Source organism: Chryseobacterium joostei, assembly GCF_003815775.1.
Classification (GTDB): Bacteria; Bacteroidota; Bacteroidia; order Flavobacteriales; family Weeksellaceae; genus Chryseobacterium; species Chryseobacterium joostei.
Genome location: NZ_CP033926.1, coordinates 547,698 through 570,325 on the forward strand (window position 1 = coordinate 547,698; position 22,628 = coordinate 570,325).

Below are 22,628 nucleotides of genomic sequence, written 5' to 3' on the forward strand. Positions count from 1 at the left end.
ATGAAAAAATTTATTTATTATTTATGTCTATTGTTTATAATATCTTGTAAAAGTAATTATGAAAAAGAATTCATTAACAGATATTCGAATTATAATTTTTCAAATTATCAAGGGAGTGAGATTTACGTAAGAGGGTTTTCTTCTAGAAATTCCCCAATAATATTTTTAGAAAGTATCAGGAATAATAATTTTGTACGACTTACGATAAATTATAATAAACAGTCTAAGAGTATTATTGATGTAGAAGAGAGTTATCCAAAAGATTCTTTAAAAGAGAATTTAAAAATTAATGCTGATAATCAACTGAAAAAACTCACAGCAGACTTTGTTGATATGAATATTTATTATTTAAAAGTAGATAGTTTAGGTAATGTATATGTTAAACCTTCTGCTGATGAACACTCTCCAGTCATAGGGAAGTTTATTTCAGAAGAATATAGGAAAAAGATATTTGCAAAAAGTATTTCTCTAAAAAACGGATGGTATAAAGAAATTTATGATTAGATAATTTGTAAGAATAAGATTGCATTATTTGTAAAAAACCACTGTGAAATCGCAGTGGTTTTTAATATGACCGAAATTCTTGTGTGAATCATTTGATGGAATAAAAAGAGTTGATTTTGCCAGTCATTCTGATAAAATACTTTGTAATATATTAACACTGATTATTGCTACGATAGAATCTCATTTTTATTAACTTTGTGTAAATCAATCGCATCATGGATAAACAAACAGCAATTGAAAAATTAAAGGCTATGGCAAATGAGCAAAAAGACAGCCTTAAAAAATTCTTGGCAAAAGAAATATTAACTCACGATGAGCCACTTGATTTCTTCTCTTTGGCAGAAAAATTTGGAATGGAAACCCTTTATCATTATGAAGATTATGATGAGGAAGTAATGCGTGAATTTTATAACACGTACTCCGCAGAAATTATTCAGATTCAGCAAGAAGATAACGTTCAGCATCAAACTGATACCGAACGTAGTTGGTATGCGTTAGAACGTACCGCTAAAAAAATCAATAAAGATTTGGATTTAGATCAGGAAAGATAATGACTAAATTAACGATTTTTAATATGACCGAAATTATATTATTTGTTTAGGCATATAATTAATTCTGTAGAAATATAGTGCAAAAACAATTATAGGAATTAACTCTGTAATACAAATATAAAACCCACTTACAGAACCGTTGAACTTTATAATCCAAAATAATGTAGCAGTAATAAAATAAGAAACTATCATAAATGTTGATGTAATAATAGCTACTCCATTATTTACTGGTCTGAACCAACGATGTCTACTTATTTTGTTTGCATATATTTTTAAAACCTTTCTGTTCGCTATAACAGCAAACAGAGCCATCAAAACTTTATAAGAAATGTCAAAAAAATTTTCCATAATAATGAAATTTAGAATTGTTGTATAAAAATTATTTTTCACTAAAAATAGTAAATTCCCCCAAAAGTAAGCCGAGAAAAAATCTAAATTTTTTCTTTCAAGATTTCAAAGAGTAAACTTCTCCTGTTAAGCGTGAAGTTTCATATTCTATTGTTTGTGGATTTATCAATATCTTTACTATCAACATTTATAGATTGGAGGAAACAAATGAGTAATGAAATAGAAGTCAATCATACATTTATTGTAGACAGCATTAAAAAATTAGACTTTTGCGGAACTGAAATATTACAATTTTCAGGCGGGCAATATACAATTCCTTATGATATAGTTAAACGTGAATACGAAGGTCATAATCACAAGGAGTGTAATGGATGTAAGAAAAATTATCTAAAAATATTTACAGATATCTCGGCTTATCACAAAAAGTTTCCGAACTGTTGTGAACTACACGAAAAACTTGCGACTCAAAATTGGTTTAAAGCCGAAGCATACGAAAATGCACCATTTTTTTATACAGAAAAATTGTTTTATGTCTGGGATCATATTTTAAATTTCATTGACAAAAAAGAATGGGAGGAAGAAATATTCGATTATTTAGACCATGTAATTGATAGTTTTGGCTGTTTTCCAAAAGGATATGGCGAAGCATTATATTTTGGACGTTTTATAACTCAGCTTCAAGGATTGATTACAGGCAATATCAAAGGTAATTTAGAAAGGAAAAATAAAATACTAGAATATCTTAATAAATATAAAAACCCCATAGTTGAAAACCATGACAGAGATTTTAATATTTTAGCAGGTATTTATAGTCAATGGTACAAAACATTTCCTTTTGAATTAAGTTACTTTGCACATCTCAAACAACAATATATTAATATAAATCCGCTTATTGAAAGTGTTAAATATAACAAATACAGTAATTTACATATTGCTACTCCAAAGACGAAAAAAGTTCTAATAAATTACCTGCTTGAAATAACGAACAAAATATTAGTTGTAATAAATACTGAAACGCTATTTGAAAAGGGTTTAATTACTGATATTGAAAAAATAGAGCTAGAAATGATTCGTCAAAAAAGAAAACAAAAACTCAAACAAGGATATACGAATAGCTCTAAAAGTGATGAAACTAAATATAGAAAAATTCTAAAGGAATGGCTAAAAGATGAAATACAATTCATCAAAGAAATAAAACCAATTATTGAAAAAAATCCGTTTGTTGCTTTTAGTGATACAATCCCGTTATTAAATGATTTGATGAGAGCTTCTTATAAGTTGCAGGAGAATAAAATATTTTGGAATGCTGATGAAGACACACGAACACGACAAATTTTAGATCTACTCCCTCAAAAGTATGAAGCAAAAGACCAGTCTCGATATGGAGAATCGGGAACGGGAATAAAACAAGGGAGTGTTGACGGAGTAATAAAAGACAGTTCAGAAACAGAATATTTTTTAGAAGCATTTAATTTAGAATATATTGATACTAACAATATTACATCTCACATTAATAAGTTGGAACAAAACTACGACTCTAAAGGACTTTACAATAAATATATTATAGTTTACTGTAACCTACCTGAGAATAAATTTGAAGACTTCACAAAGTCCTATCAACAATTTATTGAAGCTGAAATGAAATTTCTCTATCCTAAAAATGGCGATAGCATGGATGTTGAGAGTAAATATACTAACAATAGAATACTCAAAACTTCGCATCTTAGAGAAGGTAAAGAAGTTTTTTTGTATCATATCTTACTGAAATTCCCACAGAAAGAAAAACAAGAAAAGGCTCTCAATTGAGTCGCTGTTATTTATTTCAGTAGCAGATTTGGGGTTCAAAGGGGTTTCCCCTTGCAAGTAGCAAACTAGTCCGGTTACGGGGTAGTTTGCTAACTTGCAATACCCATACTGCACCATTTTGAGTTCCCAAATTTAGTCCCCATTTCCGCTATCCATCTGCTAAACTTCAGAAGATTTTCTGTTTAATTTTTCCCTATCTCCGACTGTTTTTTGATAGAATTATCAAGGTATTTATTTTGGCTTATTTTCCTTTTTTAGACTTGTCCCGATTTTGAAAATAAAGAAAAATAATCCTTATGATTTTCAAAAAATACAGTTTTCGGTTACAAGATTAAACATTTCCTTTTTCAAGTTTTGTAAGATTTTTGCGTCCAAAGAATTGTGACTTTACTTTCGGATTAGAACTTAAAAATAGGTGCGGTTTGTTATTTTTTATCTTCCTTTTACATCTTTTTTTATATCAACTTGATTCTCTTCATCCAATCCATATAACACTTTTTGATTGGAAGTAATCTTATGCTTCTGATCAAAAAAACTCTTGTTGAGTCCATAAGAAAATTGAACTATTGGCTTTATAACAGCGAAATCTATCTCCTTGATCATACTATAAATACGTTCGAAACTCTCCCGAGTACCCTGATTATCTTGGATAAACACTTCATCTAATCAAGGTTTAGTGTTGAATACAAGTAGCTTTTCGGAGGTTATGGTGATGTTCGAAAAGAATAATAATGTAATTTTTCTCTTTCGAACATATTCAGCATCGTCATACATCTCGTTTATTTTTACGAGTCCCCCAATAAATGCATCCAGTTCTAAAATAGCATTTCTGTGGCTCACAGTAAGTTTTCCTATTTCTTTTTGTAAATAATCTATTTGATCCTGATATTTTTGTATATCTTCTTGAAATACTTTTTTTTGTAATTCATCAGGATTATTTTGCCTGTTAAAATTTCTTGCATAATTTTCCATTAGTGAACTGACGTGATTGATCTGAAGTTGTAGTTTCCTTCTTTTTTCATTAATATTTTTAATCGTCTTGTCATACTCATTAATTTGGAACTCCCTGTATTTTTCATAGTTGCTTTCGTTAATTTGAAAATGTTTTTTGAAAAAATCCGAAATCAAAATAATTAGTTCTTCTCCACTGATTGAGAATTGTTTGCCATTTACTTTTTCTCCTGTCGTTAATTTGTAATTAAATTGATGTGGCTTGACAATATCCTTTAACGTTGCATTAGGGTTGCTAACTTTGAGTTTAGCCAAACCGTGAAGAATTATTTGAAGCGGAAGTGAATCCCATCAGCGAACAATATTCTGCAAAAGAACTCACGCCCAAAGCATCTGAAAATGCCATGGAGTTTTTATCCAAACCCAACCTTTTGAAAAATATTGACAAATTATTGGAGCAGAGCGGAATCATCGGAGAAGAAGAAAACAGGATGATGCTCTTTGTGATTGCTTCGGGATATAAAATGCCGTATTTATTACACGCACTTGTTCAAGGAACTAGTGGTGAGGGTAAAAGCCATTTACTAAACTCTATCGCCCAATGTATGCCACAGGAGGATGTGATGAACACGACCCGTATAACGAAAAAATCATTGTACCACTACCAAGATAAGGAACTGACCAACAAACTCATTTTAATACAGGACTTTGACGGTTTGGACGAAGAAGCCCAATTCGCTTTCAGAGAAATGCAGTCGGCAAAATTTTTAACCAGCTCCACGGTTTCCAAAGATCAGTTCGGAAACGTCAGGGGAAAACTAAAACAAGTGAACTGCCACTTCGCAAGTCTTACTGCAACCACTAAAGCGGAAGTCTACTATGATAATATGTCACGTTCGGTGGTGATCGGAGTGGATGAAAGTCTTGAACAAACCCTGCGTATCGTAAAGCAACAGAACCAAAAGATTGCAGGACTGATAGATACCGATAAGGAACAGCAGGCAAAAGAACTTCTCAGAAATTCTATCAGGGTTTTAAAATCCTATATCGTGGTCAATCCTTATGCAGATAAAATCATGCTTCCTCTTGAAGCAAAAATGTTAAGGCGGTTAAATAGTCAGTTTCAGAATTTTGTGTCGCAGATTACGATTCTGCATCAGTACCAACGGAAAACAGATTCAAAAGGACGGCTGATTGCTACCAAAGAAGATATTCTGAAAGCCGTTGATGTATTTTTCAGTGCCATTATGATTAAAGTGGATGAACTGGACGGAAGTACCCGACAATTCTTTGAGAAAATGAAAAGCTATGTCAGAAAGCAACCCAAAGGAACAACACACCGATTTACCGCAAGGGAAATCCGTCAGGAGATGAACATCAGCAAGTCCACCAACTTTAAATATTTCACGATGCTACAGGAACTGGAATATATTCAAGCAGTGGAAGGCTCGGTCAACAGAGGCTTCAAATATTTGATTACCCATTGGGACGATATTGAGAAACTTCGAACCAAAATCAAAAATGAACTGACCCAGCAATTGGCGGAGTTATAAAACCACCAAAGAACCACCACAGTCCCCTGAAATTAGGCAATACGCCGTTGGTGTTCGGTGTTTTTGGCACTCTGCGTAAGCAAAAAAGACGGATTAAAAACTACCAAACAACAGTGAAAACACCCACAAAGCAAACCACAAAAAAACAAAATAACTTCAGAAAACACCTAAAAATAAGTAAAAACGATTAAAATAATTATTACAACCATAAAATCCCATAACCTATGAAGAAGGAAATCCAGACCCCAAGCTATCAAACGCTGTTGAAAGATTTTGACAGTTTTATTACCGTAAGAAATTACAAATTAGGAAGAGGCGGTAAGATGCACCAAAATGCCGTTACCGAATTTCTGATGTGGATGGAAGAAAACGGGATAACAAAAATTAAAGAGATAACGAGTACAGAAATGATTCTGTATTATGAATACCTGATCACACGTCCGAATAAACGCAGAGAAGGAACACTTGCTGAACAAACCATCAAAAGCCGTTTATATTCTTTGAGTTTGTTTATGCAAAATTTATTGGAGAACAGAAGCATCGAAAGCGGTTTCTATATTCCGAGCTATGGAGGAAACGGAACTTCTAAAATACGGAATACCTTAACCGTGGAGGAAATTAAATTGGTGTATGCCTATTGTGAAAACGACTTGGAGAGTGCCTTACTCTCGGTTGCTTACGGTTGCGGACTCAGAAGAAGTGAACTGGAAAGCCTGAACGTTCGGGATATACAGCTATCCACAGGAGAATTAATTGTTCGGGAAGGTAAAGGAAGTAAAAGACGGGTTGTCCCGATGAGTGATACCGTCATCGAATCGGTACGAAAATATATTCATAACGAAAGACACGAACGAGTACTAAACAGTGAGCATTTTGAGGATGCTTTTTTTGTGAATATGAGAGGAAGTCGTATGAGGGGTGAGCATTTGAATGATACCCTTAAGAAAATGATTGAGCAGACCAATAGTTATGAACTCGTACAAAAAGAAATCACTTTGCACTGTCTACGCCACAGCATCGCCAATCATTTGGCAGAAAACCATGCAGAAATTGAATTTATCAGAAGATTTTTAGGGCATACCGAAATCAACACCGCCTATATCTATGCCATCAAAAACAAGAAACGAAATAAAATAACAACTTTTTTAAAATAATAAAATGATGAAAAAACAAACCCTTGAACAGTTTTTATTGGAGCAATATGCTCCCCAGACTGCAAAAACGTATGTATTTGCCATCGAGCATTTTCTAAAAATGAATCCGAAAGCGAAGCGGTACAGCTACCGACATATTGTTTCCTATATGGAACAGATTGCCCAAAAGCAATCCAACCCACACTACAGGGTAGTCATTCTTTCAGCCATCAAGAAATATTACGATTATTTAGTAATGACAGGCTACAGAACCGATCATCCCTGCAAACTGCTGAACATCAAAGTAAAACACAATCAGCCTATTCAGGTGCAGGATTTATTTTCGAGTGAGGAGCTGCAACTGCTTCTGAACCGTGAAAACCGTTACCAATACATCGACACCCGAAATGCGGTGGTTTTGTCCCTGCTTATTTATCAGGGATTAGCGAGTGACGAAATCGTCAATCTTCGAGTAAAGGATATTGATCTGGACGAAGGAACGGTATATGTGAAAGCGTCTGCCAATCTGAACCGCAGGACACTTGAACTGCTTAACAAACAAATGATGGTATTTGCAAACTATATTCATGAAGCTCGCCCGAAACTATTACGCTCCGATACAGACAAGCTCATCATTACTAAGCTCGGAAAATCGATGAGTGTGGATTCTGTACAAGCGATGATCGAACCTTTAAAAGGATTGTTTCCTGATAAAAAATTATGTCCGCAGACGATTCGAATGAGCGTCATCTGCAATTGGCTGAACGAAAAGAAATTGTCGTTGGAAAAGGTACAGGAGTTAGCGGGTCACAAGTGGCCAGGTACGACTGAAAAATATTTTAAAGCCGATAGTGAACAGCAAAGGGAACTGATAAATCGGTTTTTTCCTGTGTTGTGATAACACTTTTACTTACAGATTGATTTTAAAGCCTTCATTTTGAGGGCTTTTTCTTTGGATCAGATTTTACAGGAAAACAGAGAATAAAAATTATCAATTACATTCTGCTCGGTTTTCTTTTTTAATATGCAATGCCATTTTGACAGATTTAACAAGTGGCATATTGATTGTAAAATATTAAAAATCAATTTAAAACAAAGTATTATGCCATTATTGACAACAACAACTTTAGCAGTTTTATATCCTTTTTTAATCGAATTAGCTAAAAAGGGTGCGGATAAAATAGTAGAAACAAGTAGTGAAAAACTTACATCAGGAAGTATTAGTTGGTTAAAATCTTTATTCTTTAAAGATGACGAACCCAAAAAAGCATTGAAAGAATTAATTAATGAACCTGAAAATGTGGAAAAACAAACTGCCATTAAGACATTGGTTGAAAATTCTATTGAGGATAACCCTGAATATGAAAACTATTTGAATGAACTTTTAGATAAACTTCCAAAAATTGAAAATAATATAAGTAACAGCAAGAATGTGATTACTGGAAATGTAAATACTGGGGGTGGGAATTTTATCAATGGAGATGGTAATCAAATGTCATAGTTAATGGAGTCGGGTAAAAATATTATTAGTAATTCAATTATCAATACGGAGGGTGGAGATTTTATTAATGGGAATAATAATTTCATCCAAAAAATAATTTTTAATCTTGCTTACAATAAGGCAGGAGTAAAAAGTATTGTAAAACAAACAAAGAATGTTTTAAACAAAATTCAATCAGATATTTCAGGGCATATTCTAAAAAGAAACTTAACTGATTTACCTATTGAAGAAATTATAGCAAATAACCAATTTCTTTTTATTGATGGAGAGGCAGGTTCAGGTAAATCTGCCTATGCAAAACAGATTTTAGAAACTCTCGATGATACATGTATTATTTCTTTTGCAGCTGACCAATTTTTAAAAAGTTCACTTATCAATACTCTCCATGAAATTAATGTTGATTTAAGTATTGAGGAAATTTTTGATGAGTTTGATGAGTTTTCAAATAAGCTGATATACATTGATAGTTTTGAAAAATTATTAGAGGGAGATGCAGAATCATTCCGAGAATTAGTTGCCGTTTTAAAGGAAAACAAGGACATTAAACTGATTGTTTCATGTAGAAGTTATGCTTTAGAAACATTGAAATTCAACTATTTTGATAAACAATTATTACAAAATAATTCAGATATTATAAATGTTCCTCAACTTAATGACGAAGAATTACAGTATTTTGTTGAAAAAATTCCTGCTCTTGATAGCATAGTTCAAAATGCGAATCTTGCTGAAATCATTAGAACCCCAAAATATTTGTCATTGGCAGAAAAACTAATCACTGCTTCAGATAAAGATTTATCCATAATTGATGTTATAGAATTTAAAAAGCAACTTTGGAAAAATATTGTTGGTGGTAGTAATGCACCATTTGAAGAGGAAAGGCAAAATACTTTTGTAAGTATTGCTGTAAAAAGGGCAAAAAATTTGACATTACTGACAACTGCAAACGAATTTGATTCAGAAACTGTATATAGACTTAAGTCAGATGGAGTTTTGTTTGAAGAAAATAATTTATATGCTCCGTCACATGATATTTTTGAAGATTGGGGACTGATTAAATATGTAAACTGTTTAAAAATTGACAATCCCAAAATAGATGTTTTTTATAGCTCGTTGACTAATGAGCCTGCTATAAGAAGAGGTTTTAGATTATGGGTTGAATCAAAGATTGAAGAATCTGAAAGTTGGATTTATAACTTTGTGATTGATACAATTAACAATGTATCAATCGAAAACCATTGGAAAGATGAGGTTTTAATTTCAATTATTAAATCAGATTTATGTGATAAATTCTTTAGCGAACATAAAGATGAATTGTTAGAGGATGATGTAAAATTACTTAAAAGAGTCATTCACCTGCTTAAAATTAGTGGTAAAGATTTTAATCAAGCTCCAAACAATAAAGGTTGGGATGTCGTAATAAAATTTTTATTTGAAAACGTAAATGAATTAACTGAAATACAAACTCAAATATTAAGGCTTTTATATGACTGGGAAAACATTTTGTATGTTGGAAAAATAACGAATAAAGAAACTCCGAGATATGTTGGAAAACTTGTACATACAATCTTAGATAATTTTGAAGAAGGTACCGATTGGATGAATGCTGGGGAAAGCAATTCATTAACAGAGAAAGGTATACAACTACTTTATAATTTGTCCGAATATATTCCAGAAGAAATCAAAAACCTACTTGATAACCTTTTCATCAAAAATAAAGACGAAGATTACAAAATAAGAAATAAAAAGGATAAGCAGATTGAATATGCATTATCACATTTTCATACAGGAACATTACCAAAGTACTTTCCAGAAGAACTTATTGCATTGGCAAATCTTAAATGGAAATACAAAAAAGTAAAATCTACAAGTCGATTTGGTTTTGAACACTATGAGTCAGGTATAGAGCATAATTTTGGAATTACCAATAAGCACAATTTTAAATATTTCCCCGAAAGTGCTTATCAAACATTTGTCTATAAATTTCTTAATTCAAACCCATGGAAAGCATTGGATTTTATTATTGACTTTACAAATCATTGTGCGGAAAATTATGTAAAATCAGATTTTTTAAAAGATGATGGTTTTGGAAGAACAGCAGATGACATAACTGCTGTTGATTTATTATATAATGGACAAATATATCCAATTCATGGTTCTACGTATTTATGGTTAGTCAATAGAGGTGGTCAAATAACTGTACCTGACCTTTTACAATCTGTAGTGGTTGCTTTAGAAAAATATTTATACGAATTAGGTCAGATAGAATCAGAGAAAGTTGATGAAATAATACAATCGTTTTTTGATAAAATATACACCAAAAGTAACTCTGTAATTCTTATTTCTGTATTATCAAGTATTGCAATGGCATATCCGAATAAAGTTGGGGATAAATTATTACCATTAATATCTGATAAAAACTTTTTTGATTGGGATAGAAATAGATGGATAGCTGACCAAAAAGACCATGTACTAGGGGGTATATTCGATTCATATTCAAAAATATGTACTGAAGAAAGACAAGATGCTTTAAAATGGGTGCATAGAAAAAAATATTACAAAGGCTTAACAAGTTTTTTAATTGAATATCAAATATTATATGGCAACTTTAACGGAAAACTCTTTGAGATGTTTGATTATATGGAAAGTAAACATGATAAAGAAGACGTTTATTTTTTAAAATTGTTGTCCGAAATTGATATTAGAAAGCAAAATATAGAAAAAATAGAACACGATGGCAATTTAGCTATTCAGATTTCTCCAAACTATTCTGTTGATTCAACCTTGGAAAAAGAGATGCAAAAGAATGAGGAGCAAAGCAATGTTCAAAATGAATACTCAAAATATACTTTGTGGGTTTCCCAAACTTTTCAAAAGAAATCAGAGGAAAATGTAACCTATGAATATTGGAAAGAATGCTATGAATATTATCAAAAGTATGATAAATCAAAGATTGGTTTTTTTAATTCTTTTCCAATTGGCACTGTAGCAACATTAGGATTGGACTTATTTAGTGATGAGTTAGATGCTAATGAATTTGAATTTTGTGTAAACACCATCATAGAAATTGCTCAAAAACTTTTTGACCGAAAAAAGAATGAACGATTCGATTTTGAGAATTTTGATTTTTCTATCAGTATTTATGATAATCATTCGGTATACGGTGCATTACCCAAACTGCTAGCTTTTAAAGACAGATTGGCAGAGCAACAAGTAAATGACATTAAAGCTCTTATTTTTTTCTTTTTAAGGGACTTAAATAAAGAATTAGATATAGATCTAAAACACTTATATGATTCTTTTAAGAAATATTTATGGAGTACCGATTATCAGTATGCTTATAATTGTTTTATTGGAATAATACTATATGCGGAATTTTTTAAAAAATATCCAAGACATAATAGATATTCTGATGAAGAAATTAAAAAAAATGAAAATGAAGAAAATGAAATTTTAAATTTTATTCAGAATAATGAAAACGTTTATGAACTAACCAATCTTTCTTATTCGAAATACTCTCATTGGGAATTGGAAAAAGCAGTAGACATTTTCCCAATTTATGAAGAATTTGATTTTTCTTATACTTTTTTAGAATTAACTTTTAACGCACACATAGAATCATTTTTATTGGAAAAACAAAGGTACTCTTCAGCAGATTATCATAAAATTGGATTTACTACTAAAGAAACAATAATTGATTTTTTGTTTGAAATTCCATTTAATGAAAATTCAAAATCTTTTTTTGAAAATATTTTAGATGCAGGAGCGAATTTTAAAAATGATGATCTTAGACTAAAATATGATGTAACCAAATATGTAAAAGAAATTGTTGAATGGTTTTATTACAAAGTTGATAGCAATAACGGCAACGAAAAAATGCTAAATAACCTATGGAATTATTGGGATGTGCTTTATTTAAAAATTAAAAATACAACTAATTTGTATAATCAAGAATACTTGTTTTTTGGAAAGTGGAAATATGAAGCTGATGATTGGTTTGTACTAAAGAAAGATAATATATCAAGTATTTATTTGAAAAAAATTGAAAGTTTAAGTTATCTTGATGTTGAAGCATTAATGCAACTTTTGTCTGGAATAGGTTTTCAAAGTTTAATGCCAGAAGGAATAAAAGCCCTTACTAAACATTTAAAATCAGATGTAAAAAAATTACTTAATATTAACTATTACTATGGAGAAAAGTTAATAATGAGATGTTTTAAAGATAAAATCAAGCAAATAAAAGAAGATGAATCATTACTAAATGAATTTTTATGGTTTTTAAATGTAATGGTTGATTTAGGTTCTTCTAAAGCCTATTACATTAGAGAAAACTTGATCCTTTATAAAAAAGGATAAATAACTTTAACAACATAAAATTTTATATCTTTGATAATATCAAATGATACTATCAAAAATGAAACCGCCTTATACCATTACGGAAAACATTTTAGCGTTAGTTGCTTCTATTTCAGAAAAAATAGGAGAAATTAACGCTACTCATTTATATAGACCTGCTACCGAATTACGAAAGAAGAACCGAATTAAAACCATTCAATCTTCTTTAGAAATTGAGGGTAATACATTAACCGAAGAACAAATCACGGCTTTATTGGAAAATAAAAGAGTCATAGCACCTCAAAAAGATATTTTAGAAGTCCAGAATGCTATAAAAGTATATGAACTACTCAATAAATTTAATCCTTTTCAATTAAAAGATTTAGAAAAAGCTCACGAAATTTTAATGAGTGGCTTAATTGATAATGCAGGAAAATTAAGAACTACAAATGTTGGTATCGTAAAAGGTTCAAAAGTGGAGCATATTGCACCAAGTGGAACAATGGTAAACGGATTGATGAAAGACCTTTTTGATTATCTAAAAAAAGACAACGATTTAGTCTTAATCAAAAGTTGTGTATTTCATTACGAATTTGAATTTATTCATCCATTCTTAGACGGAAACGGAAGGATGGGCAGATTGTGGCAAACTTTAATTCTAATGCAACAATATCCGGTTTTTGAATTTCTCCCTGTTGAATTACTGATAAAGGAAAAACAAAGCGATTATTACAATAAATTATCCGAATCTGATAAAAAAGGAAATTCAACACCTTTTATCGAATTTATGTTGAAAATCATTTTAGAGTCATTAGATGGACTTTTACAATCGCAATCAGTAACACTTCATACAGAAGACAGAATACACTTATTTAAAGAGAAAATAGGCAAGAATACGTTTAGCAGAAAAGATTATATGCAACATTTTAAAAACATATCTGCACCAACAGCAAGTCGGGATTTAAAATGGGCAGTTGAGCAAAACCTTTTAGCTAAATTTGGAGAATTAAGATTAACGGAATATCAATTCAAATAATTCTTCATATATTATGTTAGACCAATCATTTTCATCTAAATCATTTCAAGAAATTTTCGATAATGAGAATCGAAAAGGAATTAATGTTGAAGAAAAATTCAAAGACGATTTTGTTGATTCTTTGGCAAAAGTTGGTGAATTAAAAAACCTTAGAAAACAAATACAGCAAGAAAGAGATTTTGATAGAAAAAAAATACTTTATGCTGATAAGAAAAGATTAAAAAAGGAAAGAGATACAATAGTTACAGAAGTACTGGATGAAGTAACAAACGGAATTAATAACCATATCATTAATTTAGTTTTGGGTGGAGATTATGGTGGACAGAGCTATATGTTTGAACACAACATTCAGAATTTTTTTATTTCTAAAAAGATTCAAGACAATATAAACAAAACATATAATGTAAAACAGTCGTCGAGATATGCGATATTAAGTGAGTTATTAAACCTTTTGGAAGACAACTTTCCAAAATATGTTATCCGTACAGATATTAAAAGTTTTTACGAATCAATTCCGCAAAAGAAATTATTGAATAAAATCAATAATGATTATTTGTTAAGTATAAAGACAAAGAAGTTTATACATCAGATTTTTACAAGCTATAATAATATAACCGGACAAACCAATCCTGAAACAGCCAAAGGTATTCCGCGAGGTGTTGGCATTAGTGCTTATTTATCTGAACTTTTTATGAGAAGTATTGATAACAAAATTAGGGAGCTTGATGATTTGGTTTATTATGCAAGATATGTAGATGATATAATTGTCATTTTTGTCCCTAAATCGAAAAATATTGATTCAACGCAATTGACTGATTATAAGATCAAAATGACAAATTTAATAACAAGTGAAAGACTTGCTTTAAATGAAGACAAAACGGAAGATTATAATCTATTAAATGGTCTTGAAAATTTAAAATTTGATGGTAATTCAAGTCGCTTTAAACCTAAAAATATTAACTATTTAGGATACGACATTGGTAGTGTGAAAAATGGAAGAATCTATGAAATAAGTATAAGATTATCAAATAACAAAATAAGAAAGTATTTTAATAAAATAAATTTATCTTTCAAACATTTTACAAATAAAAAGCATCATAATCGGAAAAATACTTTCAGATTACTATCTGCTCGAATCAATTATCTCACATCAAATACAAAATTGAGAAATAACAAGGATAAAGTTTTTGTTGGAATTCACTATTCCAATCCATTTTTGAATAGTGATGTATCTCTTGAAAGATTGCAAAGAATACTTCAATGGTACATAGGCAGAGCAGGATTTACAAACGATGAGAAACAAATAATGCTGAAATATTCTTTCATTGAAGGTTTCAAAAATAAGAAATTTCAAATATTACCATTAAAAAACAAAAAATATAAGAGTCATAACAGAAAGCGGAATGATGTAAATAATCAAAATAATAAAGGAATATTGCAATTTGGAATTGCAGAAATCAATTCAATTTGGAAAAGATGAGAAGAAAAGCAGGACATAATATCGGATACAAAAAAGAAAGAGTTGTTCTTTCGGATATATTACCTTATGAAATTCCACCATTCTTTTCAAATAGGCACTTTTACAATTTTTTGGTTAAAAATAAGGTTGTAATTAACGAAGATGATAGAACAATCCAATTCAAAAAAGACTATACAGGAGTACTGAGAAGATTGATTAAAACTCTTTTTGGAGTACCTGATAATGTGAATTTTATTACCGATACAAATTTTGATTATTTCAAATTTAATGAAGTCGCTTTTGAAAAGGTTTTTCTAACAATTCCTTTTAAATTCAAAATAACACATAAAGACAGTGATTATAGAGAATTGACTGTAATCCACCCAATAAATCAACTTTACTTGGTAGGATTTTATGATAAATATAAGAATACAATTCTTTATAATACAAAGTTGAGCAGATTTTCTTTGAGAAAACCAAGTAAAGTTTCGTCACTAAAATATTACAAGGATAACACCAATAAAAAGAAAAAATCTAAAAATCAAGATATTGAAATAATTGAAACTACAGATAAAGAATATACGAGTTTAAAAACATTCTTTTCTTATCAAAATTATAGTAATATTTATGAGTTTTATGAGTCATACGAATATCAACGATCAGAAAAACGATTTGATAATTTAATGAAATTTGATGTTTCAAGATGTTTTGATAGTATTTACACACATACTCTTTCGTGGGCATTATCCAATAAAAAAATTGTTAAGGATAATTTGGGAACAAACAAAGATTCCTTTGGTGGAAAGTTCGATAAAGTAATGCAGCAAATGAACTATAATGAAACAAATGGCATTATAATAGGTCCGGAATTTTCAAGAATATTTGCTGAATTAATTCTTCAAAGAATAGATAAAAATGTTGAAAAAGAACTACATAAAAAAGGGTATAAATACAAAGAAGATTATGATATTTACAGATATGTAGATGATTTTTTTGTGTTTTATAATGATGATAAAATTAAATCAGAAATTTTAAGCTTGTATAAAATTAAATTACAAGAATATAACCTATTTTTTAATGACTCAAAAACTAAAATTCTTCCTAAACCAATCATTACAAATATTACGGTTGCAAAAGAAGAAATCAGAAAATTAATTGAACACTCAATGATTTTTCAGTTTTATGATTCTGAAATAAAGAACCAAATTGGGTTAAAATACTATACCGCTAAAGATATTATTACCAACTACAAAGCGATTTTAGCTAAAACAGAAACAAGCTACAAAGACCTACAAAATTACTTTTTGGCAATCATCTTCAATAAACTGAAAAGCTTAATTAAGAAGATACAAGATGAACAAGAAATCTTACTTCATTTGTATGCTCAAAAACGTGAAACAGAAGCAAAATTAAATAATGCTAGAGAAGATGAAAAACCAAAATATCAAGAAAAATTAGACGAAATTCTTGAAGAGATAAAAGAGCAAGAGAAGAAGTTGAAATCATTTCATAATCAGTTATTTAAAAAATATAAATGAAATAATTGAATTGACTTTTTTTATTTATTCTGTTCTTCCAAGGGTAACTTATTCAATAAAAGTTTGCCACATATTATTTAGAATTCTTGATTTCATTAAAAATCAAGAACGAACAAAACAAAGTTATTTGGTTAAAGTTCCAAATGCAAGTACAGAGGAACTAAAATATATAGCATTTGATTTTGATAAAAAGCACAACATTTTCAAAAAAATATACGATGGCATTTCATTAGTATTTCAAAAAAGTCTTTCATCTGAATATGCAGAAGTTGAAACTTTGTACTTATTGCCAATCATAAACGAATTAGGAGAAAATTATCGTTTTGAAGAGGAATTAATAAATAGACATTTTAGGGTTTTTAATTTAGATAGCCAAGATAACAAGATTCCAAATATCAGTTTAAATTACTTTACAATTATTTCTCTATTGAACTATATAAATGTAGATTCTAATCAAAAATATAACGAAATAAGAAAAGATATACAGAATATAATTATTGAAAAATTTAATAACTTTGAAAAGAATAATGCGGAAGATGTTTTCCTGTTAATAGATGTACTTACTTGCCCATACATAGGGAGTTCGGATGCAGAAGTAAAAAACTTTAGGCGACAAATTTTAGATAAAATAAAGTTTTTTGATGCTGGTACAAGTAATGCCGACAAAGATATTATAATCGAAACAATCGCAGGTTACACTTCTGATTGGTTTTACAGTTGGAAAGAAAACGATTTAGGAAAAGAACTGAACACTAAACGGGGGCATAGTGTTTATTAAAATATTTGGGGCAACATACTCAAGCAATTGAGTATACTCTTGAAAGCCATAATTTGTAGTTTATTTTGGTAACTATCACACACAAGCCCCGACAAAACTTTTAGAGTTTTTAGGGGTGAAGGTAGAGTCTTCACCCTATTTTTTTTTAATACTTCCAATTCTAAAAAATTAATAACCAAAAAGATGGGTTTTACCATTTAACTAAATTGGGAATTGTCATTTAAATGATGATTGAACAATAATAACCACATAAAAGAACACCAACCCAAGCTAAGATTTTAGAAGGTATGGATAAGATTTATGAGAAATTAATCGAGTTCAAAAAGTTACATGCAAGATGATAAAATAATTAGAATTAAATCATAATCATCATAACCACAGGATTTAAGTTCTCAATTTTGAGAGTTTTTTGTCTTTACAAATTATGATAATTGATGAAATAAACTTACTTTCGTTATTAAAATTAAGGCAAAAACTTTGACCAACACATATTCACATATCGAAGGTTTAAAAAAGCCGTATAAGTATAAGTACAATGGTAAGGAGCTGCAGGAAACAGGAATGTACGATTATGGAGCAAGGATGTATATGCCAGATTTGGGTAGATGGGGTGTTGTGGATCCGTTGGCGGAAACTTCACGAAGGTGGTCAACTTATACATATGCTTATAATAACCCAATAAGGTTCATCGACCCTGATGGAAAGCAGAATGAGGATATTATTCTTAGAGGTAGCGAAAAAGAACAAAAAGCATATCTTGCAATGCTTCATAATTCAACAGGTAATAATTATTCAGTTGATTCTTCTGGGAAACTACAAAATAATGGTGCAGATGCTAAATTTACAGGAACTAAGTCTTCAGAGTTAACGAGTGTTATTGATAAAGGTATTTCTTCTTCAAATACATATAATTTAACTTTGACTGGCGGTTCTGGGGATGATAAAGGTATATTTATAGACAGTTATTCTGAGAAAAAATTGATGTTGCTGATTTGAAAAAATTGGGAGATACAAGCACAGCATTACAAGGTGCAGCAATAGGGCATTTTTTAAATGAAGTTCAAGTAGGTGGAGAATTTAATACGGCTCATCAAGTAAGTTTGGGTGTAGAAGGGAAAGTTTATGGAGAGTTAGTTGGAGATAATACTATTACTACAAGATTAGATATTCCTGCTGGTGGAGCTGTGGATGGATATCAAACATTCACGCGTGAATACAATTCCACGAATCGTTTCGAGATGCAACAAGGAGCGTCTTCTACTACAACAACAACTAATATGCTTAATGGTATTAAGGTTCCTTTTCCAGTTAAGAATGTTACAACTACTCCAACAGGAGAATTAAAATCAGTTAAAAAATTACTATGATAAAGACAATATTATATCTCTCTTTTTTATTTACTTTTTTTATTGGATGTAATGCTCAAGAAAAAGTTATAGCAAATTATATTGGCTATTCATTTAATAGCACTAAAAATAGTAGTTATTTAAGTCAGGAATTAAGATTTATAAAAGAAAATAGAGACACTCTAAAAATGAATTTAAAGCTACCTTATGACACCATTAGTCATAATATAATAAATCGAGGTGTTTTTTATAATTGCCATTTAAAGGAAAGTGTAACATATACATTTACATTGAAAAAGATATGTGCAAGTGATATCCCTGAGGCATTTAACAGTTACTACAAAACAAATATTATTTCTGATAAAAAAGATTGTTCAAAATTTACCGAAATAGAAAAAAATACAGAATATAACTATACAGGAAATTATGGAAAATATGTGGATATTAACAAAACGCTTTATGAAATAATAAATATAAGTCCAGATGATGGATGTATTTTTCAAAATTAAATTATAAAACTCTTTCGCTCTGCAAAGTTTGTAACTTTGCGCTAACAATAAAAACCCATTGCTAAGGCAGTGGGTTTTGTATATGAAAATAGAAGTATTTGCATTTAGAAAAATATTATATTTACCAGTACAAGGATCACCTTGGAAATGTAAGGGTAAGCTTTGGGAGAAACAGCGCAGGCGCTCTTGAAATTACGGATGCCAATGATTATTACCCCTTTTGGATGAACCACTTAAAAACTGGTAATGCATTCTTTGGAGTATGAAGTTATAAGAATTATAAGTACAACGGTAAGGAGTTGCAGGAGACTGGAATGTATGACTATGGAGCGAGGTTCTACATGCCAGATTTGGGTAAATGGGGCGTAGTTGACCCGCTGGTGGAGAAAATGACAAGATTTAGTCCTTATAATTATGCATTTAACAACCCGACACGATTTATTGATCCAGATGGTAGAGAAGGAAAAGGATGGATTAAATCAGTTGTTGATGGACAAACATCTTGGACTTATGATAAAGATGTTCATTCGCTACAAGATGCAAAAGATAAAAAATATACTGGTGCTACAGAATATCAAGATGCCTTAACAATAACTGGGACAAGTAATGGACAACAAAATTATCAATATACTTTAGATGCTTCAGGTGTAGCAACCGACTCCAGCGGAAAGGTAATGACAGAATCCTTCACTACTGGAGCAGGAACACAAATTGGTGTTAATCCTGATAGTCAGATGTTGGCTTCTATAAGTAATCTACCTGTATCAGGCCAAGGAGGAATGGGTGGAGAATTTAGATTTAGTACTATTGTTGGGTACGGATGGTCTGGTGCTCTAGGTTATGTTGCTGCTAATGGTAATAACGGCAGTTCTTTTTATGCTAACATAAATTTTGGTGCAGGCTTTGATGTAGGACCTTCTCTTAGTTTATATTCCGTTAACCCTCCAGTAGATCATGATTTTAAAGTTGGTGATTTTGAAGGCCGTGGAATGGGGTATTCCGGAACAGCATTCTTCTTAAATGGTTCTTATGGTGGTACAGATGAAAATCAAAAGTTTGGTGTTAAAGATTTAATTCCTAGTAACTTTGGCTCAGGACCTACAGGATATACAACAACGGGTATGGGAGTTAATCCATTTGGATTTGGGGGTTCATATCAGTATGGTGCTACAAAATTATTTTGGACTACACCTCCTAAAAAATAGTTATTAAATTAATAGAAAAGAATATGAAAAAAAATATCAAAATAATATTTTTAATTTCGCTTATAGGTTTTATTTTTCTGTTTGTTTATTTTAATTCAGATAAAAAAAATATGTCTGATTTTTTTAAATCAGATGAAGAACTTTTTTTAAATGATTTTTCACCAATTGAAATGGACAAATATAAATACTTAGGAGAGATTGCAGATACAACAAATCACATGTATCCTTATTTGAATTTTGGCAAAATATGTTTACCTCTTCTCGGTCAATGGAAAAATAAAATTAAAATAGGAGATTATGTTTCTAAAAAGAAAGATAGTTCAACATTATTTATTGAAAATAAAGAGAATAATTATTATCTACATCTAGATACCCTTGGTATAGGTAGTGCCCCATCCCCATGTAGATGTGAAAAATTAAGGAGATAAATAAAAAAGTCAACTATTAAAGTTGACTTTTTTATTATATGTAATATTTTTTTAAAGTGATCACTTGAAGACAAGGAATGCATTTTATGGGTAGGGTTCTTACAAGAATTACAAGTACAACGGTAAGGAGTTACAGGAGACTGGAATGTATGATTATGGCGCAAGGATGTATATGCCGGATATTGGTAGATGGGGTGTTGTTGACCCTAGAAGTCAATATACTCAGCTTATAGCTATGTTTGGAATAATCCTATTTCATTTAATGATCCTAGTGAAATGCAAGGTGAATTAGCTTATCCAGATCGTGATGGCAGGAAAGATGGAGAATTTTGGAAAGATTCAGATGGAGAGTTTTATTGGGATGCAAAAAAGAGTGTTTGGAAAGATTTTAATACTGGAAGTTCCATAATCACTCAGATTAATTTATTAGGAAAATCTAAAGATAGTAATAATAGTGGTTATGCTGCCGCTACCGCCCTTGGATTAAGTACTTCAGAAAGTAGTGTCGGATTATTTATCCTTGCAGCCGTAGGGCTTGCTTATATTGTAGATCAGGCAACGAAACCTCCTTTACAATGGCATACAACAATTGCCGATCCTAGCACTGGAGTGAGGAATTTGAAAACTGAGGATACTGCTGGAGAAGATAAAGATGTAAATGGTGTAGATGTTCCAAAGGAGAAAAAAGTACCTGCTAGTGGTAAAACAGGAAAGGAAGCCGCTAAAGATGCTCCATCATGGGCAAAAGAACAAGGAGAAGCCCCTTATGTAGATGAAGATGGAAAAACTTTTACAACATATTAGATGGAAAGTATGGTAAAGGAGAATGGAACAAAGGTAAAGCATCTACTGGTCCAACTTCAGAACATAGTAAATTAAAAAAATGAGGAGATCGAGGGTTTGAATTACCAAAGAAAAAATAAATGTAAATGAAAAATTTCATATATACTCTTGAACATATTTATAGAGACGAATCACATACAGATTGTAAGCTTTTAGGTTTTTTTGATGATTTAAGAGAATTAGAGAGAATTAAAAATATAGCATCAAAATTTTCTGGATTCAAAGATTATCCTCATGGTTTTACAATTAAAAAGAATGAATTAGATAAAGTACATTGGAATGTAGGATTTCATACAATAGTAGGCGAAATAGGAAGAGATTATTTACCCGATGAAGATTTAATCGATGAAGATACTTATATAGCCCAAAATTTAAAGTCTATTTTTAGTATTAGCCATATATATACTGTTGATACTTCCACGGATGATGAAAGAATCATAGGTGCTTTTTCAAATTTAGTGATGGCTGAACAAGTTGTTGAACAATTAAAAGAGCAACCTGGATTTAAAGATTATCCAGAAAATTTTATTATAGATGAAGTAGAATTAAATCAGCTTTTATGGACTTCGGGATTTTAAAAGACTAGTTCACTGTACCTACAAGATTGTATAGTATAGAAGATAAGAAAAAACCTCACAAAATGCGAGGTTTTTTGTTTTATATAATATTCTGTTTTGTATATGAAAATAGAAGTATTTGCATTTAGAAAAACATTATATTTACCAGCATAGGATCATTTAGGAAAAGTGAGATAAGCTTCAGAAGAAAACAATTTAAACGATGGATATAATAGATGCCGAAGACTAT

The 22,628-nt window shown here is 30.6% G+C and carries 21 protein-coding genes and 2 pseudogenes; 21 read left to right on the forward strand and 2 right to left on the reverse strand.

The features are described 5' to 3' along the window. Both EG359_RS02580 and EG359_RS02585 read left to right on the forward strand, forming a co-directional pair. Complete coding sequence (locus EG359_RS02580; RefSeq protein ID WP_123867263.1) at window positions 1–504, forward strand: hypothetical protein; 504 nt, start codon at window positions 1–3, stop codon at window positions 502–504. Window positions 505–719: 215 nt separating this feature from the next. After that, complete coding sequence (locus EG359_RS02585) at window positions 720–1,055, forward strand: hypothetical protein (RefSeq protein ID WP_076352050.1); 336 nt, start codon at window positions 720–722, stop codon at window positions 1,053–1,055. 33 nt (window positions 1,056–1,088) lie between these two features. Here EG359_RS02585 and EG359_RS02590 read toward each other — a convergent pair whose 3' ends face one another. After that, window positions 1,089–1,403, reverse strand: coding sequence for a hypothetical protein (locus EG359_RS02590; protein ID WP_076352049.1), 315 nt, complete (start codon window positions 1,401–1,403; stop codon window positions 1,089–1,091). Between the two features lie 207 nt (window positions 1,404–1,610). Between EG359_RS02590 and EG359_RS02595 the strand changes: the two genes are divergently transcribed. Then, window positions 1,611–3,209: a hypothetical protein gene (locus tag EG359_RS02595; RefSeq protein ID WP_076352048.1), complete on the forward strand. Its 1,599-nt coding sequence runs from the start codon at window positions 1,611–1,613 to the stop codon at window positions 3,207–3,209. Window positions 3,210–3,875: 666 nt separating this feature from the next. Here EG359_RS02595 and EG359_RS02600 read toward each other — a convergent pair. Beyond that, on the reverse strand, window positions 3,876–4,475 hold the full coding sequence (locus tag EG359_RS02600) for a hypothetical protein (RefSeq protein WP_076352047.1): 600 nt from the start codon (window positions 4,473–4,475) through the stop codon (window positions 3,876–3,878). A 26-nt stretch (window positions 4,476–4,501) separates the two neighbouring features. On the opposite strand from EG359_RS02600, the gene EG359_RS02605 reads away from it, so the two are divergent. From EG359_RS02605 to EG359_RS02685, 18 genes and pseudogenes are all read left to right on the forward strand, one after another. Continuing rightward, window positions 4,502–5,713 carry a hypothetical protein gene (locus EG359_RS02605; protein ID WP_228434908.1) on the forward strand — a complete coding sequence of 404 codons (1,212 nt, stop codon included), beginning with the start codon at window positions 4,502–4,504 and terminating at the stop codon, window positions 5,711–5,713. Window positions 5,714–5,937: 224 nt separating this feature from the next. After that, on the forward strand, window positions 5,938–6,867 hold the full coding sequence (locus EG359_RS02610; protein WP_076352046.1) for a tyrosine-type recombinase/integrase: 930 nt from the start codon (window positions 5,938–5,940) through the stop codon (window positions 6,865–6,867). A gap of 4 nt (window positions 6,868–6,871) precedes the next feature. After that, entirely contained in the window at window positions 6,872–7,744 is an 873-nt protein-coding gene (locus EG359_RS02615; RefSeq protein ID WP_317043331.1) for a tyrosine-type recombinase/integrase, read from the forward strand. Between the two features lie 204 nt (window positions 7,745–7,948). Next, complete coding sequence (locus EG359_RS02620) at window positions 7,949–8,347, forward strand: hypothetical protein (RefSeq protein ID WP_076352045.1); 399 nt, start codon at window positions 7,949–7,951, stop codon at window positions 8,345–8,347. A 3-nt stretch (window positions 8,348–8,350) separates the two neighbouring features. Next, complete coding sequence (locus EG359_RS02625) at window positions 8,351–12,700, forward strand: nSTAND3 domain-containing NTPase (RefSeq protein ID WP_076352044.1); 4,350 nt, start codon at window positions 8,351–8,353, stop codon at window positions 12,698–12,700. A 58-nt stretch (window positions 12,701–12,758) separates the two neighbouring features. Beyond that, window positions 12,759–13,715: a Fic family protein gene (locus EG359_RS02630; RefSeq protein WP_174567006.1), complete on the forward strand. Its 957-nt coding sequence runs from the start codon at window positions 12,759–12,761 to the stop codon at window positions 13,713–13,715. A 13-nt stretch (window positions 13,716–13,728) separates the two neighbouring features. Next, window positions 13,729–15,195 (forward strand): antiviral reverse transcriptase Drt3a, encoded by a 1,467-nt coding sequence (gene drt3a, locus EG359_RS02635; protein WP_076352042.1) that lies wholly within the window; start codon window positions 13,729–13,731, stop codon window positions 15,193–15,195. Next, window positions 15,192–16,712, forward strand: coding sequence for an antiviral reverse transcriptase Drt3b (gene drt3b, locus EG359_RS02640; RefSeq protein ID WP_076352041.1), 1,521 nt, complete (start codon window positions 15,192–15,194; stop codon window positions 16,710–16,712). The genes drt3a and drt3b overlap by 4 nt, the downstream gene beginning before the upstream one ends. 127 nt (window positions 16,713–16,839) lie before the next feature. Beyond that, window positions 16,840–17,490: a hypothetical protein gene (locus tag EG359_RS02645; RefSeq protein WP_123867264.1), complete on the forward strand. Its 651-nt coding sequence runs from the start codon at window positions 16,840–16,842 to the stop codon at window positions 17,488–17,490. A gap of 519 nt (window positions 17,491–18,009) precedes the next feature. After that, window positions 18,010–18,195, forward strand: a pseudogene (locus tag EG359_RS22925) (RHS repeat-associated core domain-containing protein); the annotation flags it as partial. Between the two features lie 287 nt (window positions 18,196–18,482). Beyond that, complete coding sequence (locus EG359_RS02655) at window positions 18,483–18,857, forward strand: hypothetical protein (RefSeq protein ID WP_123867265.1); 375 nt, start codon at window positions 18,483–18,485, stop codon at window positions 18,855–18,857. Beyond that, entirely contained in the window at window positions 18,854–19,345 is a 492-nt protein-coding gene (locus tag EG359_RS02660; protein ID WP_076352036.1) for a hypothetical protein, read from the forward strand. The genes EG359_RS02655 and EG359_RS02660 overlap by 4 nt, the downstream gene beginning before the upstream one ends. Window positions 19,346–19,443: 98 nt before the next feature. Beyond that, window positions 19,444–19,611: a hypothetical protein gene (locus EG359_RS22690; protein WP_228434906.1), complete on the forward strand. Its 168-nt coding sequence runs from the start codon at window positions 19,444–19,446 to the stop codon at window positions 19,609–19,611. A gap of 48 nt (window positions 19,612–19,659) precedes the next feature. Further along, window positions 19,660–20,550, forward strand: coding sequence for an RHS repeat-associated core domain-containing protein (locus EG359_RS02665; protein ID WP_084180290.1), 891 nt, complete (start codon window positions 19,660–19,662; stop codon window positions 20,548–20,550). 23 nt (window positions 20,551–20,573) lie between these two features. Further along, window positions 20,574–20,978, forward strand: a complete 405-nt coding sequence (locus EG359_RS02670) for a hypothetical protein (RefSeq protein ID WP_076352034.1) — start codon at window positions 20,574–20,576, stop codon at window positions 20,976–20,978. Between the two features lie 109 nt (window positions 20,979–21,087). Next, window positions 21,088–21,257 (forward strand): annotated as a pseudogene (locus EG359_RS22930) (RHS repeat-associated core domain-containing protein); the annotation flags it as partial. Then, entirely contained in the window at window positions 21,255–21,782 is a 528-nt protein-coding gene (locus EG359_RS02680) for a hypothetical protein (protein WP_076352033.1), read from the forward strand. The pseudogene EG359_RS22930 and the gene EG359_RS02680, both read left to right, overlap by 3 nt. A 125-nt stretch (window positions 21,783–21,907) precedes the next feature. Next, window positions 21,908–22,399, forward strand: a complete 492-nt coding sequence (locus EG359_RS02685) for a DUF7336 domain-containing protein (protein ID WP_076352032.1) — start codon at window positions 21,908–21,910, stop codon at window positions 22,397–22,399. The last annotated feature ends 229 nt before the right edge of the window (window positions 22,400–22,628 follow it).

What these genes read in the sequence shown, in the direction of transcription:
- drt3a (WP_076352042.1), top strand. Translation starts at nt 13,729, where the DNA reads ATGTTAGACCAATCATTTTCATCTAAATCATTTCAAGAAATTTTCGAT.
- EG359_RS02625 (WP_076352044.1), top strand. Translation starts at nt 8,351, where the DNA reads ATGGAGTCGGGTAAAAATATTATTAGTAATTCAATTATCAATACGGAG.
- EG359_RS02585 (WP_076352050.1), top strand. Translation starts at nt 720, where the DNA reads ATGGATAAACAAACAGCAATTGAAAAATTAAAGGCTATGGCAAATGAG.
- EG359_RS02685 (WP_076352032.1), top strand. Translation starts at nt 21,908, where the DNA reads ATGAAAAATTTCATATATACTCTTGAACATATTTATAGAGACGAATCA.
- EG359_RS02670 (WP_076352034.1), top strand. Translation starts at nt 20,574, where the DNA reads ATGAAAAAAAATATCAAAATAATATTTTTAATTTCGCTTATAGGTTTT.
- EG359_RS02590 (WP_076352049.1), bottom strand. Translation starts at nt 1,403, where the DNA reads ATGGAAAATTTTTTTGACATTTCTTATAAAGTTTTGATGGCTCTGTTT.
- EG359_RS02660 (WP_076352036.1), top strand. Translation starts at nt 18,854, where the DNA reads ATGATAAAGACAATATTATATCTCTCTTTTTTATTTACTTTTTTTATT.
- drt3b (WP_076352041.1), top strand. Translation starts at nt 15,192, where the DNA reads ATGAGAAGAAAAGCAGGACATAATATCGGATACAAAAAAGAAAGAGTT.
- EG359_RS02615 (WP_317043331.1), top strand. Translation starts at nt 6,872, where the DNA reads ATGATGAAAAAACAAACCCTTGAACAGTTTTTATTGGAGCAATATGCT.
- EG359_RS02680 (WP_076352033.1), top strand. Translation starts at nt 21,255, where the DNA reads ATGCAAGGTGAATTAGCTTATCCAGATCGTGATGGCAGGAAAGATGGA.
- EG359_RS02595 (WP_076352048.1), top strand. Translation starts at nt 1,611, where the DNA reads ATGAGTAATGAAATAGAAGTCAATCATACATTTATTGTAGACAGCATT.
- EG359_RS02630 (WP_174567006.1), top strand. Translation starts at nt 12,759, where the DNA reads ATGAAACCGCCTTATACCATTACGGAAAACATTTTAGCGTTAGTTGCT.
- EG359_RS02580 (WP_123867263.1), top strand. Translation starts at nt 1, where the DNA reads ATGAAAAAATTTATTTATTATTTATGTCTATTGTTTATAATATCTTGT.
- EG359_RS02610 (WP_076352046.1), top strand. Translation starts at nt 5,938, where the DNA reads ATGAAGAAGGAAATCCAGACCCCAAGCTATCAAACGCTGTTGAAAGAT.
- EG359_RS02665 (WP_084180290.1), top strand. Translation starts at nt 19,660, where the DNA reads ATGTATGACTATGGAGCGAGGTTCTACATGCCAGATTTGGGTAAATGG.
- EG359_RS02620 (WP_076352045.1), top strand. Translation starts at nt 7,949, where the DNA reads ATGCCATTATTGACAACAACAACTTTAGCAGTTTTATATCCTTTTTTA.